The organism is Burkholderia aenigmatica (assembly GCF_048627025.1).
Taxonomy (GTDB): domain Bacteria; phylum Pseudomonadota; class Gammaproteobacteria; order Burkholderiales; family Burkholderiaceae; genus Burkholderia; species Burkholderia aenigmatica.
In genome coordinates, this window is the sequence record NZ_CP184468.1 from 3,551,950 (window position 1) to 3,571,460 (window position 19,511).

Below are 19,511 nucleotides of genomic sequence, written 5' to 3' on the forward strand. Positions count from 1 at the left end.
CGTTCGTTATGCCGTCTCGAGTTCGATTTCGACTCGCCGGTTCTGCGCGCGCCCTTCGGCCGTCGCATTGCTGGCGACCGGCTCCGCCGCGCCCTTGCCGACGGTCGCGAAGTGCTCCACCTGCAACCCGCCCGTGCGCAGGTACGTGGCCACCGCACGCGCACGCGCCTCGGACAGTCGAACGTTGTGGGCATGCGCACCCTGCGAATCGGTGTAGCCCGTGACCGTCACACGACGAAATCGAGCCTCGCGATTCACGTCCAGAAAGCGATTGAGCTCCTGGCGGGCGCTCGGCGTCAGCGCCGCGCTGTCGAACGCGAAGTTCGCACTGCCTTGCAGCAGCACCTGACGCTGCGCGACGGGCGCGACAACCGGCTGCTGCACGACCGGTTGCGGTTGCGCGACAACAGGAGGCTCGACACTCGCCTGAGGTGGCACGCCGCACATGAACGTCAATTCGCGCGGATCGCCCATCGCGGCGCCACGACGAACGCGATCGACGGCCTGCAGTGGCGTCACCGGCTTGCCTGCACAGACCTTCTGCGCAGCCGCTTCACACGAACGCGTGCTGGATACCAGCCCCTCGCAGGTCACGCGAAAGACAGGCCCGGGTTGATCGGTGGCCTTGATCGCCCGAACGGTATACGTCGGGCCGGATTGTGTCGTGCATGCGCTCAGCAGGACGACGAATGCGCCGAGCAGGCTCCGGCGGACAAAGTGTTGTGGTGTTTTCATGATGATTCGGTCCGCTCGAGGCGGACGCCTGGAAATGGATCGGTGGAAACAAAGTCGTTCGTGCGTGGCGTGATGCGTGGCGCGGCGGGCGGCAAGTGCCCGCCACGCCACGCATCAGGTGATGACGCGGGCCGAATGGCCCGCATGACCGCCTTACCACTGATACGACGCGCCTACGCCGAAGGTATTGCCACCGCTGCTGAGACCAACGCCGGCACGCATCTTCAGGTTTTCCGTGATGCGCGCTTCACCGCCCATCGCGACTGCCTGATAGCCCTTGTACGACCCACCTGCGACACCGAACGACAAGGTCTTGCCCGGATCGACACCCGGAATCATCGTCAACGCCGTGGCCGCCGCGATACCCGAATAGGCGTTACGCGACATGTCGTTGATCTGACCTTGCATCCCGCCGATCGCCCGGTCGAGCTGCCCCTTGTTGACGGCATCCGTCTTGTTCACGGCATCCGCGACATTGACGAGCCGGCGCTCGTGGCCATCCGAACCGATCGACACGGTGTTGGCTTCGGTTGCCTTCGACCCGCTGCCCAGCGCAACCGAATTGGTCGCACCGGACGACACGGTTGCGCCGTGACCCAGCGCCGTACCGTCGTCGGCCTGAACCTTCGAACCGGCACCGATTGCCGTGGCGTTGTTCTTGCCATCCACGATCTGCGAGCCGGAGCCGACAGCGATGTTGCCGTTGCCGTTGCCCGGATTCGCGGCGACGATCTCGGCACTGTCCTTGCCGCTGCCGCCCGTGCCGTGAATCAGGTCGTTGCCGTTCTTGCCCGAACCGCCGTTGTTGCCGTTGTTGCCATTACCGTCGCCAGGCGTGGTCGCCACGGTCAGGCGGTCGTCGATATCCTTGACACGCCCTTCCAGCTTCGAGAACTGACCGTAGTTCACGGCGTCGTATTGGCTCTTGCCGTCCGCGACGTTGGTCAGCACCACCGGCCCCGAGGACAAGCCATTGCCCAGCGTCACCTTGTTGAAGTTCACGGTGCCGTCGCCGTTCTTGTCGTAAGCGACAGCGCCAACCAGCTTCGTGGCCTCACCCAGGTTGTCCTGGATCTGCGTGACCCGGTTGTCGATGTTGTGCAGTGCATCGCCTGCGTTGTGGAAGGTGTCTCCACCGACGTTGTAGGTCGGCGCAACGACCTTGCCTTCCTCGTCGATCTTCGCACCGCCACCGAGCGCATCGGTCACGCCACTCAACTGGCTGACGTTCACCGCATCCGTCGCAACCTTGCCGGCCGCGACGTTGTGCAGGGCGACCGGTGCCGCCGCGCCGACTCCACCGAGCGTCACCGAACCGTAGTCCGTCGTGCCGTCCGCGTTCTTGTCGTACACGACCGCCGATTGCAGCTTGCCGTCCTCACCAACCAGGCCGGCCGAGCGCAGTTGCCGCACGTTGACCGCATCGGTCTCGCCGACGCCGTCCGCGACGTTCTTCAGCGTGACGGGCGCCGCACCTGCACCACCAAACGTGACGGAGGCGTGCTTTTCATCGTCGTACTGAACCGCATTCGCGACACCCTTCTGCAGCGTCTCGATCTGCGTCGTGTGCGTCGACACGCGCTCGTCGACATGCTTGAACGCGTCGCCGACGTTGTCGTACGTGTTCTTCAAGCCATCCGCTGCGGTCAGTTCATACGTCGGCGCCGAGATATCGCCGGTCTTCGGGTCGAACGTCGCCCCGCCGCCGAGACTATCCGCGATGCTCTGAGCCAGGAAATTCACCTGACTGCCGTTGACAGCCTCGGTGCTGGTCTCGCCAAGCGAACCGTCCGCGACGTTACGAATCACCGTGCCCTTCGTACCTGCCAACGTCACCGCCGCCTTGGTTGCATCGTCATAGACGACTGCGTTCGGGTTCGTACCGTTGCCGGTGCCGCCCTCACGCTGCTCCAGGGCCTTGATGGCATCGCCGACCGACGTGTAATCCTTGCCGTCGACGTTATAGACCGGTGCGGTGACCTTGCCGTCCGAATCGATGCCAGCACCACCGCCGATGATGTCGGTCACGCCCGTCAACTGCGACACGTTGACCGCGTCCGTCGATGCCGTGCCGGCAGCAACGTTATGCAGTGCGACCGGGACGCCGGCATTCATGCCACCGAACGTCACGGAAGCGAAGTTCGTGGTGCCGTCAGGGTGCGTGTCATAGGTCACGGCCGCGAGCGCCTTGCCGTTCTCGCCGATCAGACCCGACGACTTCAGCTGCGACACGTTCACCGCGTCCGTGTCAGCCGTACCGGCCGCCACGTTCGACAGCGTCGTACCGCCAACGCCTGCCAGCGTCGCCGACTTGAAGTTCGGCGTACCGTCCTCGTTCTTGTCGTACGTCAGTGCGGCCAGCGCCTTGCCGTCCTCGCCAACCAGCCCCGACGACTTCAGTTGCGATACGTTCACCGCGTCCGTGTCCTTCGTACCGGCCGCAACGTTCGACAGCGTCGTACCGCCTTCGCCTGCCAGCGTTGCCGACTTGAAGTTCGGCGTACCGTCCTCGTTCTTGTCGTACGTCATCGCTGCCACCGCGTTGCCGTCCTTGTCGATCAGGCCCGACGACTTCAACTGCGACACGTTCACCGCGTCCGTGTCGGCCGTACCGGCGGCCACGTTCGACAGCGTCGTACCCTTCTCGCCGGCCAGCGTCACCTTGTCCTTCAGCGCGCCGTCATAGGCCACCGCATTCGGATCCGTGCCGCCGCTGCTGCCGTCACCGCCACTCTTCGCCGCAGCCTGCAGCGCGTCGTTGACGTTGTGGTACTCCTTGCCGTCGATCGTATACGTCGGTGCGGTCACGTCGCCGTTCGCGTCGAAGCCCGTACCGCCACCGACCACGTCGGCCAAGCCCTTGAGCTGGCTGAGGTTGACCGCGTCGGTGTTCTGCGTGCCGTTTGCGACATTGACGATCTGGCGCTGGAACGAAGTCGACCCGATGGAGAGCGCATTGCCACGCTCCGCGACCGAATTGGCGCCCAGTGCGATACCGCCGTTGTTGCCCGACTTCACGCTGGCGTTGGCACCCAGGGCCATCGCATCCGTGACGTTTTGCGCAACGTTCGCCGACGTGCCCAGCGCAACGCTGTTCACGGTACCCGCCGCCGTCATCGCCTTGTCGCCGATCGCGATCGAGCTCTTGCCCACGGCTGCCACGCCGTTGTTGCCGACCGCCACCGCGTTTTCGGCATTGGCCTTCGCTCGGGAACCGATTGCCAGTGCGCCTGCGCCGTTCGTCGTGACCATGCTGCCCATCGCGACCGAATACGGTTGCTCAACTCCCGTCTGGGCAATACTGCCGATCGCCACTGAATGGTCCGAATTCGCGACCGCCTGCAGACCGACCGAGATCGCATTGATCCCGCTGGCGCCACTCCCGACACCAATGGCGGCCGCCGTGCCCATCTTCGGATCGCGGCCGTTCATCGATGCAATGTTCGGCATGCTGCCGTCCGCACCCAACCCTTCGATCGCGACGAAGCTGCCCGGCGCCGAGTGGGCGTCACGCGTCATCCGCGTCATCTTCTGGTCGAACTGCGTATTGGCCGTGCTCATCGCGTCGGTCAACTGCTTCATGGTGACGGCATCCGTCTCGTCGACACCCGCGGCGAGGTGAACGATACGGCGCTCTTCACCGATGTTACCCACCGAAAGGGTGTTGTCGTCGTCGGCAACCGAGTTGAAGCCGATTGCCACCGAGTTGAGGCCGTTCGCACGCGAACCCGACCCAATTGCCATCGCTTGCGGTCTGGTTGCCCAGGCGTTCGCACCGATCGCCACGCTTTCGGGACCCATTGCAACGGCATCGCGACCTTCCGAGTTGACCTTGATGTACTTGAGATTGATCGCGCCGTTGGTGAGCTTGTCATACATGTCATCCAACTGGTCGACGTTGACGGCATCGGTGCCGGCCTGGCCCTTTGCCACGTTCGACAACGTCACCGGGCCGGTCGACTTCCCGCCGCCCAGCGTCACCGAGTTGTAGTTCGGCGTGCCGTCCGTGTTACGGTCGTACGTCACCGCAGCAATCGACTTGCCGTCGCCATCGATCAGGCCCGACGACTTCAGCTGCGACACGTTCACCGCGTCCAGGTCCGCCGTACCCGCCTTCACGTTCGACAGCGTCGTGCCCGTCTTGCCCGCCAGCGTCACCTTGTCCTTCGACGTGCTGTCGTACACCACCGCCAGCGATTCACCCGTCTTTTCGTCAATGACGCCGCCATCCGTCAGCGCGTCCTTCAGGTTGTCCAGGTTCTCGTTCGTCGCGAACAGTTGCGAGCCGTTCACTGCGTCCGTGCTCGTCGCCGACAGTTCGGCCGCCTTCACGTTCGTCAGCGTCGTGCCGCCGACACCGGCCAGCGTTGCCGACGTGTAGTTCGGCGTGCCGTCCTTGTTCTTGTCGTACGTCACCGCAGCAAGCGCCTTGCCGTCCTCGCCGATCAGGCCCGACGACTTCAGCTGCGACACGTTCACCGCGTCCTTGTCAGCCTTGCCGTCTGCCACGTTCGACAGCGTCGTGCCGCCAACACCGGCCAGCGTCGCCGACTTGAAGTTCGGCGTGCCGTCCTTGTTCTTGTCGTACGTCACCGCGGCAAGCGACTTGCCGTCGTCGCCGATCAGGCCCGACGACTTCAGCTGCGATACGTTCACCGCGTCCGCGTCGGCCGTACCGGCCTTCACGTTCGACAGCTTCGTGCCGCCTTCGCCCGCCAGCGTCGCCGACTTGAAGTTCGGCGTGCCGTCCGCGTTCTTGTCGTACGTCAGTGCGGCCAGCGCCTTGCCGTCGTCGCCGATCAGGCCCGACGATTTCAGCTGCAATACGTTCACCGCGTCCGCGTCGGCCGTACCCGCCTTCACGTTCGACAGCTTCGTGCCACCTTCGCCCGCCAGCGTCGCCGACTTGAAGTTCGGCGTGCCGTCGGCGTTCTTGTCGTACGTCACTGCGGCCAGCGCCTTGCCGTCACCATCGATCAGGCCCGACGACTTCAGCTGCGATACGTTCACCGCATCCTTGTCGGCCTTGCCGTCTGCCACGTTCGACAGCGTCGTGCCGCCAACACCCGCCAGCGTCGCCGACTTGAAGTTCGGCGTGCCGTCCGCGTTCTTGTCGTACGTCACCGCGGCCAATGCCTTGCCGTCCTCGCCGATCAGGCCCGACGACTTCAGCTGCGATACGTTCACCGCATCCTTGTCCGCCTTGCCATCTGCAACGTTCGACAGCTTCGTGCCACCTTCGCCCGCCAGCGTCGCCGACTTGAAGTTCGGCGTGCCGTCCGCGTTCTTGTCGTACGTCAGTGCGGCCAGCGCCTTACCGTCGTCGCCGATCAGGCCCGACGACTTCAGCTGCGATACGTTCACCGCATCCTTGTCGGCCTTGCCGTCTGCCACGTTCGACAGCGTCGTGCCGCCAACACCCGCCAGCGTCGCCGACTTGTAGTTCGGCGTGCCGTCCGCGTTCTTGTCGTACGTCACCGCGGCACGCGACTTACCGTCCTCGCCAACCAGGCCCGACGACTTCAGTTGCGACACGTTCACCGCATCCTTGTCCGCCTTGCCGTCTGCAACGTTCGACAGCGTCGTGCCGCCGACACCGGCCAGCGTCGCCGACTTGAAGTTCGGCGTGCCGTCCGCGTTCTTGTCGTACGTCACCGCAGCACGCGACTTGCCGTCCTCGCCAACCAGACCCGACGACTTCAGCTGCGATACGTTCACCGCGTCCGTGTCCTTCGTACCGGCCGCAACGTTCGACAACTTCGTGCCGCCCTCGCCGCCTGCGAGCGTTGCCGACTTGTAGTTCGGCGTGCCGTCCGCATTCTTGTCGTACGTCACCGCAGCAAGCGCCTTGCCGTCACCATCGATCAGGCCCGACGACTTCAGCTGCGACACGTTCACCGCATCCGTGTCCGCCTTGCCGGCCTTCACGTTCGACAGCGTCGTACCGCCGACGCCCTTCAGCGTCACCTTGTCGTGCGCCGTGCTGTCGTACGACACGGCCAGCGGGTTCATCCCGCCTTCCACGTCACGGATCGCATCCGTCAGTTGATCGACGTTCACCGCGTCCGTGCCGGCCTGCCCCTTGGCCACGTTCGACAGCGTCACCGGGCCGGCCGACTTGCCGCCGCCCAGCGTCACCGAGCTGTAGTTCGGCGTGCCGTCCTTGTTACGGTCGTACGTCACCGCGGCAATCGACTTGCCGTCCTCGCCAACCAGACCCGACGACTTCAGCTGCGATACGTTCACCGCGTCCAGGTCTGCCTTGCCGGCCGCCACGTTCGACAGCGTCGTGCCGCCGTCACCCGCCAGCGTCGCCGACTTGTAGTTCGGCGTGCCGTCCTTGTTCTTGTCGTACACGACCGCAGCACGCGTGTCGCCATCCGCATCCACCAGGCCCGTTTCCGTGAACTGGTTCTTGATGTTCGTGATGTCGCCCGTGTTGCCGGCCACTCGACCGTCAAGGTTCTCCAGCGCGTCGCCTACCGTGTGGTAATCGACCTTCTTCGTATCGTCCGCCGGATCGGCCAGCGTGTACGTCGGCGCCTTCAGCTTGCCGTTCTCGTCCACCGTCGTGCCGCCGCCCAGCGCGTCCGCCACGCTCTGCGCCGTGCCGTGCAATTGCGAGCCGTTGACCGCGTCCGTGCTGTCCGCGCTCACCTTGCCCGCCGCCACGTTCGTCAGCGTCGTGCCCTTCTCGCCCTTCAGCGTCACCTTGTCCTTCGACGCGCTGTCGTATGCAACCGCGTTCGGATCGGACCCGCCGTTCTTCGCCATCGCGTCCAGCGCGTCGCCGACGTTGTCGTACGTCGTGTCGCCGACCTTGTACGTCGGCGCCTTGACGGTGCCATCGGTGTCGATACCCGCACCGCCGCCGAGCGCATTCGTCACGCCCGTCAGCTGGCTCACGTTCACCGCGTCCGTGTTCGCCTTGCCGGCCGCCACGTTCGACAGCGTCGTGCCACCAACACCGGCCAGCGTTACCGACTTGTAGTTCGGCGTGCCGTCCGTGTTCTTGTCGTACGTCACCGCAGCACGCGACTTGCCATCCTCACCAACCAGACCCGACGACTTCAGCTGCGATACGTTCACCGCATCCAGGTCCGCCTTGCCGGCCGCCACGTTCGACAGCGTCGTGCCGCCGTCACCCGCCAGCGTCGCCGACTTGTAGTTCGGCGTGCCGTCCTTGTTCTTGTCGTACACGACCGCAGCACGCGTGTCGCCATCCGCATCCACCAGGCCCGTTTCCGTGAACTGGTTCTTGATGTTCGTGATGTCACCCGTGTTGCCGGCCACTCGACCGTCAAGGTTCTCCAGCGCGTCGCCTACCGTGTGGTAATCGACCTTCTTCGTATCGTCCGCCGGATCGGCCAGCGTGTACGTCGGCGCCTTCAGCTTGCCGTTCTCGTCCACCGTCGTGCCGCCGCCCAGCGCGTCCGCCACGCTCTGCGCCGTGCCGTGCAGTTGCGAGCCGTTGACCGCGTCCGTGCTGTCCGCGCTCACCTTGCCCGCCGCCACGTTCGTCAGCGTCGTGCCCTTCTCGCCCTTCAGCGTCACCTTGTCCTTCGCCACGCTGTCGTACGACACCGCCAGCGGGTTCATCCCGCCTTCCACGTCGCTGATCGCTTTCGTGAGTTGCTCGACGTTCACCGCGTCCGTGTTGGCCTTACCCTGTGCCACGTTCGACAGCGTCACCGGGCCCGTCGACTTCCCGCCGCCCAGCGTCACCGAGTTGTAGTTCGGCGTGCCGTCCGTGTTACGGTCGTACGTCACCGCGGCAATCGACTTGCCGTCACCATCGATCAGGCCCGACGACTTCAACTGCGACACGTTCACCGCGTCCAGGTCGGCCGTACCCGCCTTCACGTTCGACAGCGTCGTACCCGTCTTGCCCGCCAACGTCACCTTGTCCTTCGACGTGCTGTCGTACACCACCGCCAGCGATTCACCCGTCTTTTCGTCGATGACACCGCCGTCCGTCAGCGCGTCCTTCAGGTTGCCCAGGTTCTCGTTCGTCGCGAACAGTTGCGAACCGTTCACCGCGTCCGTGCTCGTCGCCGACAGTTCGGCCGCCTTCACGTTCGTCAGCTTCGTGCCCGTCTTGCCTGCCAGCGTCACCGACTCGTGGTTCGCCGTGCCGTCCGTGTTCTTGTCGTACGTCACCGCAGCAAGCGACTTGCCGTCCTCGCCAACCAGACCCGACGACTTCAGCTGCGATACGTTCACCGCATCCAGGTCCGCCTTGCCCGCCGCCACGTTCGACAGCGTCGTGCCGCCGTCACCCGCCAGCGTCGCCGACTTGTAGTTCGGCGTGCCGTCCTTGTTCTTGTCGTACACGACCGCAGCACGCGTGTCGCCATCCGCATCCACCAGGCCCGTTTCCGTGAACTGGTTCTTGATGTTCGTGATGTCACCCGTGTTGCCGGCCACTCGACCGTCAAGGTTCTCCAGCGCGTCGCCTACCGTGTGGTAATCGACCTTCTTCGTATCGTCCGCCGGATCGGCCAGCGTGTACGTCGGCGCCTTCAGCTTGCCGTTCTCGTCCACCGTCGTGCCGCCGCCCAGCGCGTCTGCCACGCTCTGCGCCGTGCCGTGCAGTTGCGAGCCGTTGACCGCGTCCGTGCTGTCCGCGCTCACCTTGCCCGCCGCCACGTTCGTCAGCGTCGTGCCCTTCTCGCCCTTCAGCGTCACCTTGTCCTTCGCCACGCTGTCGTATGACACCGCCAGCGGGTTCATCCCGCCTTCCACGTCGCTGATCGCTTTCGTGAGTTGCTCGACGTTCACCGCGTCCGTGTTCGCCTTACCCTGTGCCACGTTCGACAGCGTCACCGGGCCGGTCGATTTCCCGCCGCCCAGCGTCACCGAGTTGTAGTTCGGCGTGCCGTCCGCCTTCTTGTCGTACGTCACCGCGGCAATCGACTTGCCGTCACCATCGATCAGGCCCGACGACTTCAGCTGCGACACGTTCACCGCGTCCAGGTCGGCCGTACCCGCCTTCACGTTCGACAGCGTCGTACCCGTCTTGCCCGCCAGCGTCACCTTGTCCTTCGACGTGCTGTCGTACACCACCGCCAGCGATTCACCCGTCGTCTTGTCGATGACGCCGCCATCCGTCAGCGCGTCCTTCAGGTCGCCCAGGTTCTCGTTCGTCGCGAACAGTTGCGAACCGTTCACCGCGTCCGTGCTCGTCGCCGATAGTTCGGCCGCCTTCACGTTCGTCAGCTTCGTACCCGTCTTGCCCGCCAGCGTCACCGACTCGTGGTTCGCCGTGCCGTCCGTATTTTTGTCATACGTCACCGCGGCGATCGACTTGCCGTCTTCGCCGATCAGGCCCGACGACTTCAGTTGCGACACGTTCACCGCGTCCAGGTCAGCCGTACCGGCCTTCACGTTCGTCAGCGTCGTGCCCGTCTTGCCGCCGGCCAGCGTCACCTTGTCCTTCGACGTGCTGTCGTACACCACCGCCAGCGATTCACCCGTCGTCTTGTCGATGACGCCGCCATCCGTCAGCGCGTCCTTCAGGTTGCCCAGGTTTTCGTTCGTCGCGAACAGTTGCGAGCCGTTCACCGCGTCCGTGCTCGTCGCCGACAGTGCACCATCCTTCACGTTCGTCAGCGTCGTGCCCGTCTTACCGGCCAGCGTCACCTTGTCCTTCGTCTCGCTGTCGTACGCGACCGCGTTCGGATCGGAGCCACCGTTCTTCGCCATCGCGTCCAGCGCGTCGCCGACGTTGTTGTACGTCGTGTCGCCGACCGTGTACGTCGGTGCCTTGACGGTGCCATCCGTGTCGACGCCCGCACCGCCGCCGAGCGCATCCGTCACGCCCTTCAACTGGCTCACGTTCACCGCGTCGGTGTTCTGCGTGCCCTTTGCGACATTGACGATCTGGCGCTGGAACGAAGTCGACCCGATGGAGAGCGCATTGCCACGCTCCGCGACCGAATTGGCGCCCAGTGCGATACCGCCGTTATTGCCCGACTTCACGTTCGCGTTGGCACCCAGGGCCATCGCATCCGTGACGTTTTGCGCGACGTTCGCCGACTTGCCCAGCGCAACGCTGTTCACGGTACCCGCCGCCGTCATCGCCTTGTCGCCGATCGCGATCGAGCTCTTGCCCACGGCTGCTACGCCGTTGTTGCCGACCGCCACCGCGTTTTCGGCGTTGGCCTTCGCACGAGAACCGATTGCCAGCGCGCCCGCGCCGTTCGTCGTGACCATGCTGCCAATCGCGACCGAATACGGTTGCTCAACCCCCGTCTGGGCAATACTGCCGATCGCCACCGACTGGTCGGAACTCGCGACCGCCTGCAAACCGACTGCGACCGCGTTGAGCCCGCCGGCGCCACTCGAGACGCCAATAGCGGCAGCCGTGCCCAACTTCGGATCACGGCCGTTCATCGATGCAATGTTCGGCAAGCTGCCGTCCGCACCCAACCCTTCGATCGCGACGAAGCCGCCCGGCTCCGAGTGGGTGTCACGCGTCATCCGCGTCATCTTCTTGTCGAACTGCGTATTGGCAGTGGTCATCGCGTCGGTCAACTGCTTCATGGTGACGGCATCGGTTTCGTCAACACCATCGCTGACGTTGACGATCCGGCGCGTCGCACCCACGTCACCGATCGACACGGTATTGGCACCCTCGGCAACCGAGTTGACGCCGATCGCGATCGAGTTGATGCCCGATGCCCGGGAGCCCGAACCGATCGCCAGCGTATCGGTACCCGTCGCATTCGCCTGCGAACCGATCGCCACGCTGTTCTTGCCCAACGCATTGGCCTGCATGCCTGTGGCGTTGACCTTGATGTACTTCATGTCGAGCGTGCCGTCGCCGAGATCCTTCTTGATCTCGTCCTTGACGTCGCTCAAGCCGCCCTGGAGCTGGGCCACGTTGACGGCATCGGTGTCGGCCGTGCCCGTCGCGACGTTCTTCAGCGCGACCGGCTTCGTCGCAGTCGTGCCGCCCAGCGTCACGCTCGACTTGCCCGCACCGTCATAATGCACGGCGTTCGCATCCTCGCCGCCTGCGCCGCCCGCGGAGGCAGCAGCCTGCAGCGCGTCGCCGACGTTGTTGTAGGTCTTGTCGCCGACCTTGTAGGTCGGCTTCGAAAGAGTGCCGTCCGTATTGACGGTGGTTTCGCCGCCGAGTGCGGATGCGACGCTCGACGATACGTCGTACAACTGACCGCCGTTCACGGCGTCCTTGCTGGTCGACGTGACCTTGCCGGCCTTCACGTTCGTGACGACGGTACCGCCCGTGCCGCCCAGCGCAACGGTGCTCTTCGTCGCATCCTTGTAGACGACCGCGAGCGACTCGCCGGTCGACGGATCGATCAGGCCACTATCGGTCAGCGATTGCTCGACGTTGGTCACGCGATTGTTGGTCGCGAACAGTTGCGCGCCGTTGACGGCGTCCGTGCTGTTCGCCGACAGCGTGGCCGCACGCACGTTGGTGAGCTTGACCGCGGCCGAGCCGGTGCCGCCGAGGGTCACCGAATTCTTCGCGGTGGAGTCGTACTCGACCGCGTTTTCCGCCCCGCCGCCCGACTCAGATGCCGCCAGCAGCGCATCGCCGACGTTGTCGTAGGTCTTGCCGGCGATCGTGTAGCCCGGCTTCTTGATGTTGCCGTCCGCGCCGACGGCAGCATTGCCGCCCAGCGCGTCGGTCACGCCCTTGAGCTGTGCAACGTTGACGGCGTCGGTCGCCTGCGTGCCGCGCCCGACGTTGACGATCTGACGCTCGAAACCAGCCATACCGACCGATACCGTCTGGTCCCGGTCAGCCTCCGAATACGAACCCAGTGCCAGCGAGTCGGCGCCGCGCGCCGCCGCGTTCTGACCGATGGCGATCGCATTTTCCGCGGCAGCAGCAGCCGCGTTGCCGATCGCCGTCGTGCCTACCCGCGTCGCCTGCGCCGAATCGCCAATCGCCAGCGCGGAATCCGCCGCCGCGTTCGCCTTCCGGCCCAGCGCATAGGCACCCCAACCACTCGCCTGTGCGTCGTTGCCCAGCGCGATCGACGCCTTGCCGGACGCATTGGCTCCGCCCCCCAGCGCAATCGCCCCTTGATCGCCGAGTGCCGACGCCTTGGCGCCGAGCGCGACGTTGTTGCCGGCCGCCGACGCCGAGTTGCCGATCGCCACCGCACCGCCGCCCAAAGTAGTCGGAAGCGTGCTCGCGCCGGTGCCGATCGCGACCGAATTCTCGCCCTTCGCCGCGGCCTTGCTGCCGATCGCCAGCGCGTTCAAGCCCGACGCCGACGCGTTATCCGTGCCGTCGCCACTCGCATTGATCTTCACGTAGGCGCTGTTGTCGGTCACGACTGCCCGGGTATTGGGACCACTTCGCTTGAGCGCTTGCGGATCATCCTGCTTGGCGTCGGTCAGATGGATCGGATCGTCGAGCGCCGGGTCTGCCGCGTCGACTTCGTCCGCATAGGCGGATCCCATGGAGGCCACGACAAGCGCGGTGGCCGCCGCAATTTTCGATTTCGCGGAGCGCGACGATTTCGAGCGCCCCCGTGCAATTTCCGATGCCGCGCACCAAGTGCTGGTCGAGGCGTTCCACACGACACGATACGACTTGTTCATACGAACCTTTTCCTTTGGTAAACCTCTCCACGACGCGCATCGGCTTTGCATAGCCCTATCGATGCGACGACTCGGCGAGAGCGGTGACAAGTAGCTCAACGCTTACGGCTTTCCGGAAAGAAATGCGAAACGTGCATTCTGAGAATTCGCATGAACACGAGTGAAAAATCATGCCGACAGCGCTGCGAAATCGCACGTTTCAACCGGATACTGAAAGCTGGTTGAAACTCTATTGGCATGCCCACATCTCAAAAACAGGACGCGAACTAAATCAAATAAAATTCGATTGGAACTTGTACGAATTAGTTTTAATTTTGAATAAACGTTACAGGATTTGAAGGATTTAGCCCGTCGCACCCTTCATCAAACAATTCGATATTTTCTGTATTAAAAAATCACGGCGACAACGCGTTTCGTTGAACAATGGCGCCAGACGGCATGCGTCGGCTCCGGCTCGAACGCGGTCGCCCGGACCGCTCGCTCACCTGGAAAATCCGCTATACTTTGCCCACTGCTGCCCCCTCGGGCGGCAGGTCGGAAGCGCGCCGATTTGCTGACTCGATTGCGGGCGCGCGAACCGACCGGGGCTTTGATGCATGTCGATGCGTCGTGTGTCCCGGCGGTTCACTACAAATGCGGCTAAAGAGGTCGTCAGCCGCGCATCTCCGACTCCGCGCCTCGCCGACACCATTTAGCTGCCCAGTCATAAGGCGGAACGAATGGAATCGATCGGCATCGTCGCTCCACAGACCATGCACTTCGCCGAACCGCTGCGCTTGCAAAGCGGCAGCGTGATCGGCAACTATCAGCTCGTCGTCGAGACGTACGGCGAACTCAACGCCGCGCGCTCGAACGCGGTGCTCGTCTGCCATGCGCTCAACGCGTCGCACCACGTCGCCGGCGTCTATGCGGACGATCCGCGCAGCACCGGCTGGTGGGACAACATGGTCGGCCCGGGCAAGCCGCTCGACACCAACCGCTTCTTCGTGATCGGCGTGAACAACTTCGGCTCGTGCTTCGGCTCGACCGGCCCGATGAGCATCGACCCGTCGACCGGCAAGCCGTACGGTGCGCGCTTTCCGGTCGTCACCGTCGAGGACTGGGTGCACGCGCAGGCGCGCGTCGCCGACGCATTCGGCATCGAGCGCTTCGCCGCGGTGATGGGCGGCAGCCTCGGCGGGATGCAGGCGCTCGCATGGAGCCTGATGTATCCGGAGCGCGTCGCGCACTGCATCGACATCGCGTCGACGCCGAAGCTGTCCGCGCAGAACATCGCGTTCAACGAGGTCGCGCGCTCGGCGATCCTGTCCGATCCCGATTTCCACGGCGGCGACTACTACGCGCACGGCGTGAAGCCGAAGCGGGGCCTGCGCGTCGCGCGGATGATCGGCCACATCACGTACCTGTCCGACGACGACATGGCCGAGAAATTCGGCCGTGCGCTGCGCCGCGCCGACGGCGCGCTCGACGCGTACAACTTCAGCTTCGACGTCGAATTCGAGGTCGAGTCGTACCTGCGCTACCAGGGCGACAAGTTCGCCGACTACTTCGACGCGAACACCTACCTGCTGATCACGCGCGCGCTCGACTACTTCGACCCGGCCAAGGCGTTCGACGGCAACCTGACGGCCGCGCTCGCTCAAACGCAGGCGAAATACCTGATCGCGAGCTTCTCGACCGACTGGCGTTTCGCGCCGGCCCGCTCGCGCGAGATCGTGAAGGCGCTGCTCGACAACAAGCGCACGGTCAGCTACGCGGAAATCGATGCGCCGCACGGTCACGACGCGTTCCTGCTCGACGACGCGCGCTATCACAACCTGATCCGCGCGTATTACGAACGAATCGCCAACGAGGTGAGCGCATGAACCAGCAAGCGCTGAATTCCCTGTCCGCGCGCGCGGACTTCCGCACGATCGCGCGCTGGGTCGAACCGCGCTCGACGGTGCTCGACCTCGGTTGCGGCGACGGCTCGCTGCTGTCGCTGTTGATGGAAGAACTGGACGTCACCGGCTACGGGATCGAACTGAACGACGCCGGCGTGCTCGCCAGCACGAAGAACGGCATCAACGTGATCCAGCAGAACCTCGAAGACGGCCTGCGCCTGTTCGAGGATCACAGCTTCGACATCGCGATCCTGTCGCAGACTTTGCAGACGATTCACCAGACGGCCGCGATCCTGCGCGAAACCGCGCGGGTCGGGCGCGAATGCATCGTGTCGTTCCCGAACTTCGGCTACTGGCCGCACCGGCTGTCGGTGCTGAACGGCAGGATGCCGGTGTCGAAGTCGCTGCCTTACCAGTGGCACAACACGCCGAACGTCCGGGTGCTGACGATCGAGGATTTCGAGGCGCTCGCGCCCGAAGTCGGCGTGACGATCCTCGACCGCGTGGTGCTGCACGAAGGCCAACCGATTCGATGGGGAGCGAACTGGCGTGGTAGTCTTGCTGTCTATCGCGTCAAGCGCAGCTGAGCCGGGGGGCCGTTGACGAACGCAGACGGCCTGCACGCACGTGCGGCCGTGCCCCTGCGCGACCCGCGCCGCCGCCTGCGCTGCCGCCGCCATCAGTCAACGCTACCCAGTTTCTGTCCATGTCGAAAACGCCACACGAGGCGCCCGCACTCACCGCTCACGAGGATCACCCCGGCTGGCGAGCCTATCTGAACACGCACATGCTGATCTGCGTGTTCCTCGGCTTCACGTCCGGTCTGCCCCTCTTCACGCTCGTCTACCTCGTGCAGGCATGGCTGCGCTCCGAGGGCGTGAACCTGAAGGAAATCGGCCTGTTCGCGCTGATCCAGTTCCCGTACACGTGGAAGTTCCTGTGGGCGCCGCTGATGGACCGCTACGTCCCGCGCCTGCCTGGCTGGCGGCCGGGCCGCCGGCGCGGCTGGCTGCTGCTCACCCAGTTGCTGGTCGCAGGCGCGATCGCCGCACTCGGCTTCGTGTCGCCGCGCGACTCGATCTGGACGGTGGCCGCGCTCACCACGCTCGTCGCGTTCTTCGGCGCAAGCGCCGACATCGTGATCGACGCCTATCGCCGCGAGTTGCTGCGCGATACCGAGCAGGGCCTCGGCAACGCGATACACGTGAACGCGTACAAGCTCGCCGCGCTGATCCCCGGCTCGCTGGCGCTGATCCTGTCCGACCACATGCCGTGGGACGCCGTGTTCGCGCTCACCGGCGCATTCATGCTGCCGGGCATCCTGATGACGCTGTTCGTACGCGAGCCCGAAGTGGTCGGCGCGCCACCGCGCAACCTGCGCGACGCGATCGTGCTGCCGTTCCGCGAATTCATCCAGCGCGACGGCTGGGCCGGCGCACTGCTCGTCATCGCATTCATCTTCCTGTTCAAGATCGGCGACACGATGGCCACCACGCTGTCGACGTCGTTCTTCCTCGACATCGGCTTCTCGCGCACCGAGATCGGCATCGTCGCGAAAACCACCGCGCTCGTCGCGAGCGTCGCCGGCGGCATCATCGGCGGCGTCTGGCTCGTGAAGATCGGCATCGGCCGCGGGCTGTGGATCTTCGGCGCGCTGCAGATGGTGTCGACGCTCGGCTTCGCGTGGCTCGCGCAGCTCGGCCCCGGTTCGCCCGTGCTCGCCGTGCTCTACGATTTCACCGTGTCGACGAGCCATGCCATCGCGTCGGTGCTGTCGGTGTTCGGCATCGCCGTCACGCCGCAGTTCAGCCCGATGACGGTCGCGCTCGCGCTCGTCTACGGCGTCGAAACGTTCACCACCGGCCTGACGATGGCCGCGTTCGTCGCGTACATCGCGAGCACGACCGACCCGCGCTATACGGCCACGCAGTTCGCGCTGTTCACGAGCCTCGCGTCGGTGCCGCGCACGCTCGCATCGGCCGCGAGCGGCTTCATCGTCGCGAAGATCGGCTGGTTCGACTACTTCATCGTATGCACCGCGCTCGCGATTCCCGGCATGCTGCTGCTGTTCAAGATCGCGCCGTGGAACGGTGCCGCTCGCAACGGCGAGGCCAGCCGTGCGCAGTAACGGCCTGCACCGCCTCGCGCGCGTTGCGGCTTCGTTGAGCGTCGGTGCCGCGGCGCTCGCCGCGGGGTTCGCCCATGCGGCCGACGCCGGTGCGCCCGCCGCCACCGCCGCGCCAGCCACTGCGCCGGCTTCACCGCCGGCAACTTCGCCTTCCGCCGCCCCCGCCCAGCCGGCCGCCGCCGAACCCGCGCAGCCGACCGGCGCGGCGGCGTCGGCGAAGGCTTATGCGCAGACGCAGCAGCAGGTCCGCTACGGCAACGCCATTGCCTTCCGCACGCTGATCCCGTCGCCGCTGCTCGAGCAGCTCACCGCGAACGAATACGCGCAGATCGTGCAGGCGGCCGCCGACAGCAATCGCCTGCTGCCCGCGAACCAGCCGCGCGTGAAGCGCTTGCGCGCGATCGTCGCGAAGCTCGCGCCGTATTCGGTGAAGTGGAACGACCGCGTGAAAAACTGGGCATGGGACGTCAACGCGATCCGCTCGCGCGACATCCGGCTGACCTGCCTGCCGGGCGGCAAGGTGCTCGTCTACGGCGGCATGCTCGACCGCGTCCGCCTGAACGACGACGAGCTCGGCGTGCTGCTCGCGCACGGCATCGCGCACGCGCTGCGCGAACACGCGCGCAGCAACTTCAGCGAGACCTCGCAGACGTCGCTGCGCGCGGCCGCGCTGCCGCCGCTGTTCGGCGTCGGCGATCCGCTGCCGCAGGCACTGAATATCGGCGAACGCCTGCAGACGCTCCACTACAACGCGACCGACGAGACCGAAGCCGACGTGATCGGCGGCGATATCGCCGCACGCGCGGGCTTCGATCCGCGCGCGGCGATCACGCTGTGGGACAAGCTCGCGGTCGCGACCCGCGGGAACAAGGCGACGGGCTTCATCTACACGCATCCGTACAGCACCGCCCGCCGCCAGGATCTGCTGAACCGCCTGCCGGATCTCATGCCGCTGTACGCGAAGGCGGTGGGCAAGCGCGTCGACACGCTGCCCGACTACGCGGGCATCAGCGCGCAGCGCCGCAAGGTCGTGCGGCGCTGAGCGCCACGCACGGCCGATCGCTACGCCGCCCTACGCATCCACGTCCGCCGCGACCGGCCGGGCGCCGCTTTCGCGCATCCAGCGCACCTCGTCACCCGGGCTGCGGCCGAACAGCCGCTTGAACTCGCGACTGAACTGCGACGCGCTCGCATAGCCGACGCGCGCGGCCGCCGCGCCGGCGCCGACCCCGTCCTGCACCATCATCAGCCGCGCCTGGTGCAGCCGCGCGGCCTTCACGTACTGCATCGGCGACGTCGCCGTCACGTGCTTGAACTGCGCATGGAACACCGCGAGGCTCATCCCGGCCTCGCGCGCGAGCGTCTCGACGTCGAGGTCGGCCTTCAAGTCCGCATGGATGCGCCGCAGCGCCTTCGCGATACGGCCGAAGTGATGCTGCTGGACGAGCGCCGCGCGGATCGCGTCGCCCTGCGCGCCGGTCAGCACGCGGTACGCGATCTCGCGCATGATCGCGGGGCCCAGCACGCGCGTGTCGTGCGGCGACGCGAGCGTTTCGAGCAGCCGCAGCACGGCGTCGGCCAGCGGCGCATCGAGCGGCGTCGAATCGACGCCGAGCGGCTCGCTGACGGATGCGCCGAGCGTCTCGTCGAGCAGGATCGCGAGCTCGGCGATCACCGCGAGGTCGATGCGGATCGAGATCGCGAGAAACGGCGCGTCCATGCTCGCGAACGTCTCGCATTCGAACGGCAGCGGCACCGACAGCACCAGATACTGCTGCGCGTCGTAGACGAACGAGCGATCGCCGAGATAGCCGAGCTTGCGCCCCTGGCACACGACGACGATGCTCGGCTCGTACAGCACCGGCATGCGCGGTGCAGGACGGCTCACGCGAATGAAGCGCACGCCGTCGAGCGCCGCCGGCGTGTCGCCGTCGTTCGGCGCGAGACGCGTGTGCAGCTCGATCATGCGGCGCCGCACCCGGTCGTCCGAGTCGGCGAAAAGGGGCTGGAAGCTCATCGGCGCGGTCCTGTCCGGCAAGAGAATCTGGCTCGAAATGTAGCACCTTGAAAGCATTTTGACGGCCGTTGACGTGCAATTCGAGAGGAATAGGCAAATCTTCCAGACCTTCGTGTATTTCGCCGCGGCGCCGCGCTCCTTACGATGACGTCCTGCCTCGCCG

Annotated in this window: 7 protein-coding genes and 1 pseudogene; 4 read left to right on the forward strand and 4 right to left on the reverse strand. The window is 65.4% G+C overall.

Going from position 1 to position 19,511, the window contains the following annotated elements; all coding sequences use genetic code 11:
* Positions 1-6: 6 nt before the first annotated feature.
* The 3 genes and pseudogenes from ACN8ZM_RS16640 to ACN8ZM_RS16650 all read right to left on the reverse strand — a co-directional run.
* Complete coding sequence (locus tag ACN8ZM_RS16640; protein ID WP_420210328.1) at positions 7-735, reverse strand: OmpA family protein; 729 nt, start codon at positions 733-735, stop codon at positions 7-9.
* A 153-nt stretch (positions 736-888) separates the two neighbouring features.
* Positions 889-13,179 (reverse strand): YadA-like family protein, encoded by a 12,291-nt coding sequence (locus tag ACN8ZM_RS16645; protein WP_420211007.1) that lies wholly within the window; start codon positions 13,177-13,179, stop codon positions 889-891.
* A 60-nt stretch (positions 13,180-13,239) separates the two neighbouring features.
* Positions 13,240-13,371, reverse strand: a pseudogene (locus ACN8ZM_RS16650) (ESPR-type extended signal peptide-containing protein); the annotation flags it as partial.
* A gap of 668 nt (positions 13,372-14,039) precedes the next feature.
* On the opposite strand from ACN8ZM_RS16650, the gene metX reads away from it, so the two are divergent.
* From metX to ACN8ZM_RS16670, 4 genes are all read left to right on the forward strand, one after another.
* Entirely contained in the window at positions 14,040-15,185 is a 1,146-nt protein-coding gene (metX, locus tag ACN8ZM_RS16655) for a homoserine O-succinyltransferase MetX (protein ID WP_420210329.1), read from the forward strand.
* Positions 15,182-15,790, forward strand: coding sequence for a methionine biosynthesis protein MetW (gene metW / locus ACN8ZM_RS16660; protein ID WP_043184718.1), 609 nt, complete (start codon positions 15,182-15,184; stop codon positions 15,788-15,790). Before metX ends, metW begins: the two co-directional genes overlap by 4 nt.
* Positions 15,791-15,909: 119 nt before the next feature.
* The gene (locus tag ACN8ZM_RS16665; protein WP_043184719.1) at positions 15,910-17,331 is read left to right on the forward strand and encodes an AmpG family muropeptide MFS transporter; all 1,422 of its coding nucleotides are present in this window, start codon (positions 15,910-15,912) and stop codon (positions 17,329-17,331) included.
* Positions 17,321-18,373, forward strand: coding sequence for a M48 family metallopeptidase (locus ACN8ZM_RS16670; protein ID WP_420210330.1), 1,053 nt, complete (start codon positions 17,321-17,323; stop codon positions 18,371-18,373). Before ACN8ZM_RS16665 ends, ACN8ZM_RS16670 begins: the two co-directional genes overlap by 11 nt.
* A gap of 30 nt (positions 18,374-18,403) precedes the next feature.
* Here the strand turns inward: ACN8ZM_RS16670 and ACN8ZM_RS16675 are convergent, their stop codons facing one another.
* Positions 18,404-19,348, reverse strand: coding sequence for an AraC family transcriptional regulator N-terminal domain-containing protein (locus tag ACN8ZM_RS16675; protein WP_420210331.1), 945 nt, complete (start codon positions 19,346-19,348; stop codon positions 18,404-18,406).
* Positions 19,349-19,511 lie beyond the last annotated feature (163 nt).

Coding starts and splice junctions, on each gene's coding strand:
- ACN8ZM_RS16640 (WP_420210328.1), bottom strand. CDS start 735: ATGAAAACACCACAACACTTTGTCCGCCGGAGCCTGCTCGGCGCATTC.
- ACN8ZM_RS16645 (WP_420211007.1), bottom strand. CDS start 13,179: ATGGGATCCGCCTATGCGGACGAAGTCGACGCGGCAGACCCGGCGCTC.
- metX (WP_420210329.1), top strand. CDS start 14,040: ATGGAATCGATCGGCATCGTCGCTCCACAGACCATGCACTTCGCCGAA.
- metW (WP_043184718.1), top strand. CDS start 15,182: ATGAACCAGCAAGCGCTGAATTCCCTGTCCGCGCGCGCGGACTTCCGC.
- ACN8ZM_RS16665 (WP_043184719.1), top strand. CDS start 15,910: ATGTCGAAAACGCCACACGAGGCGCCCGCACTCACCGCTCACGAGGAT.
- ACN8ZM_RS16675 (WP_420210331.1), bottom strand. CDS start 19,348: ATGAGCTTCCAGCCCCTTTTCGCCGACTCGGACGACCGGGTGCGGCGC.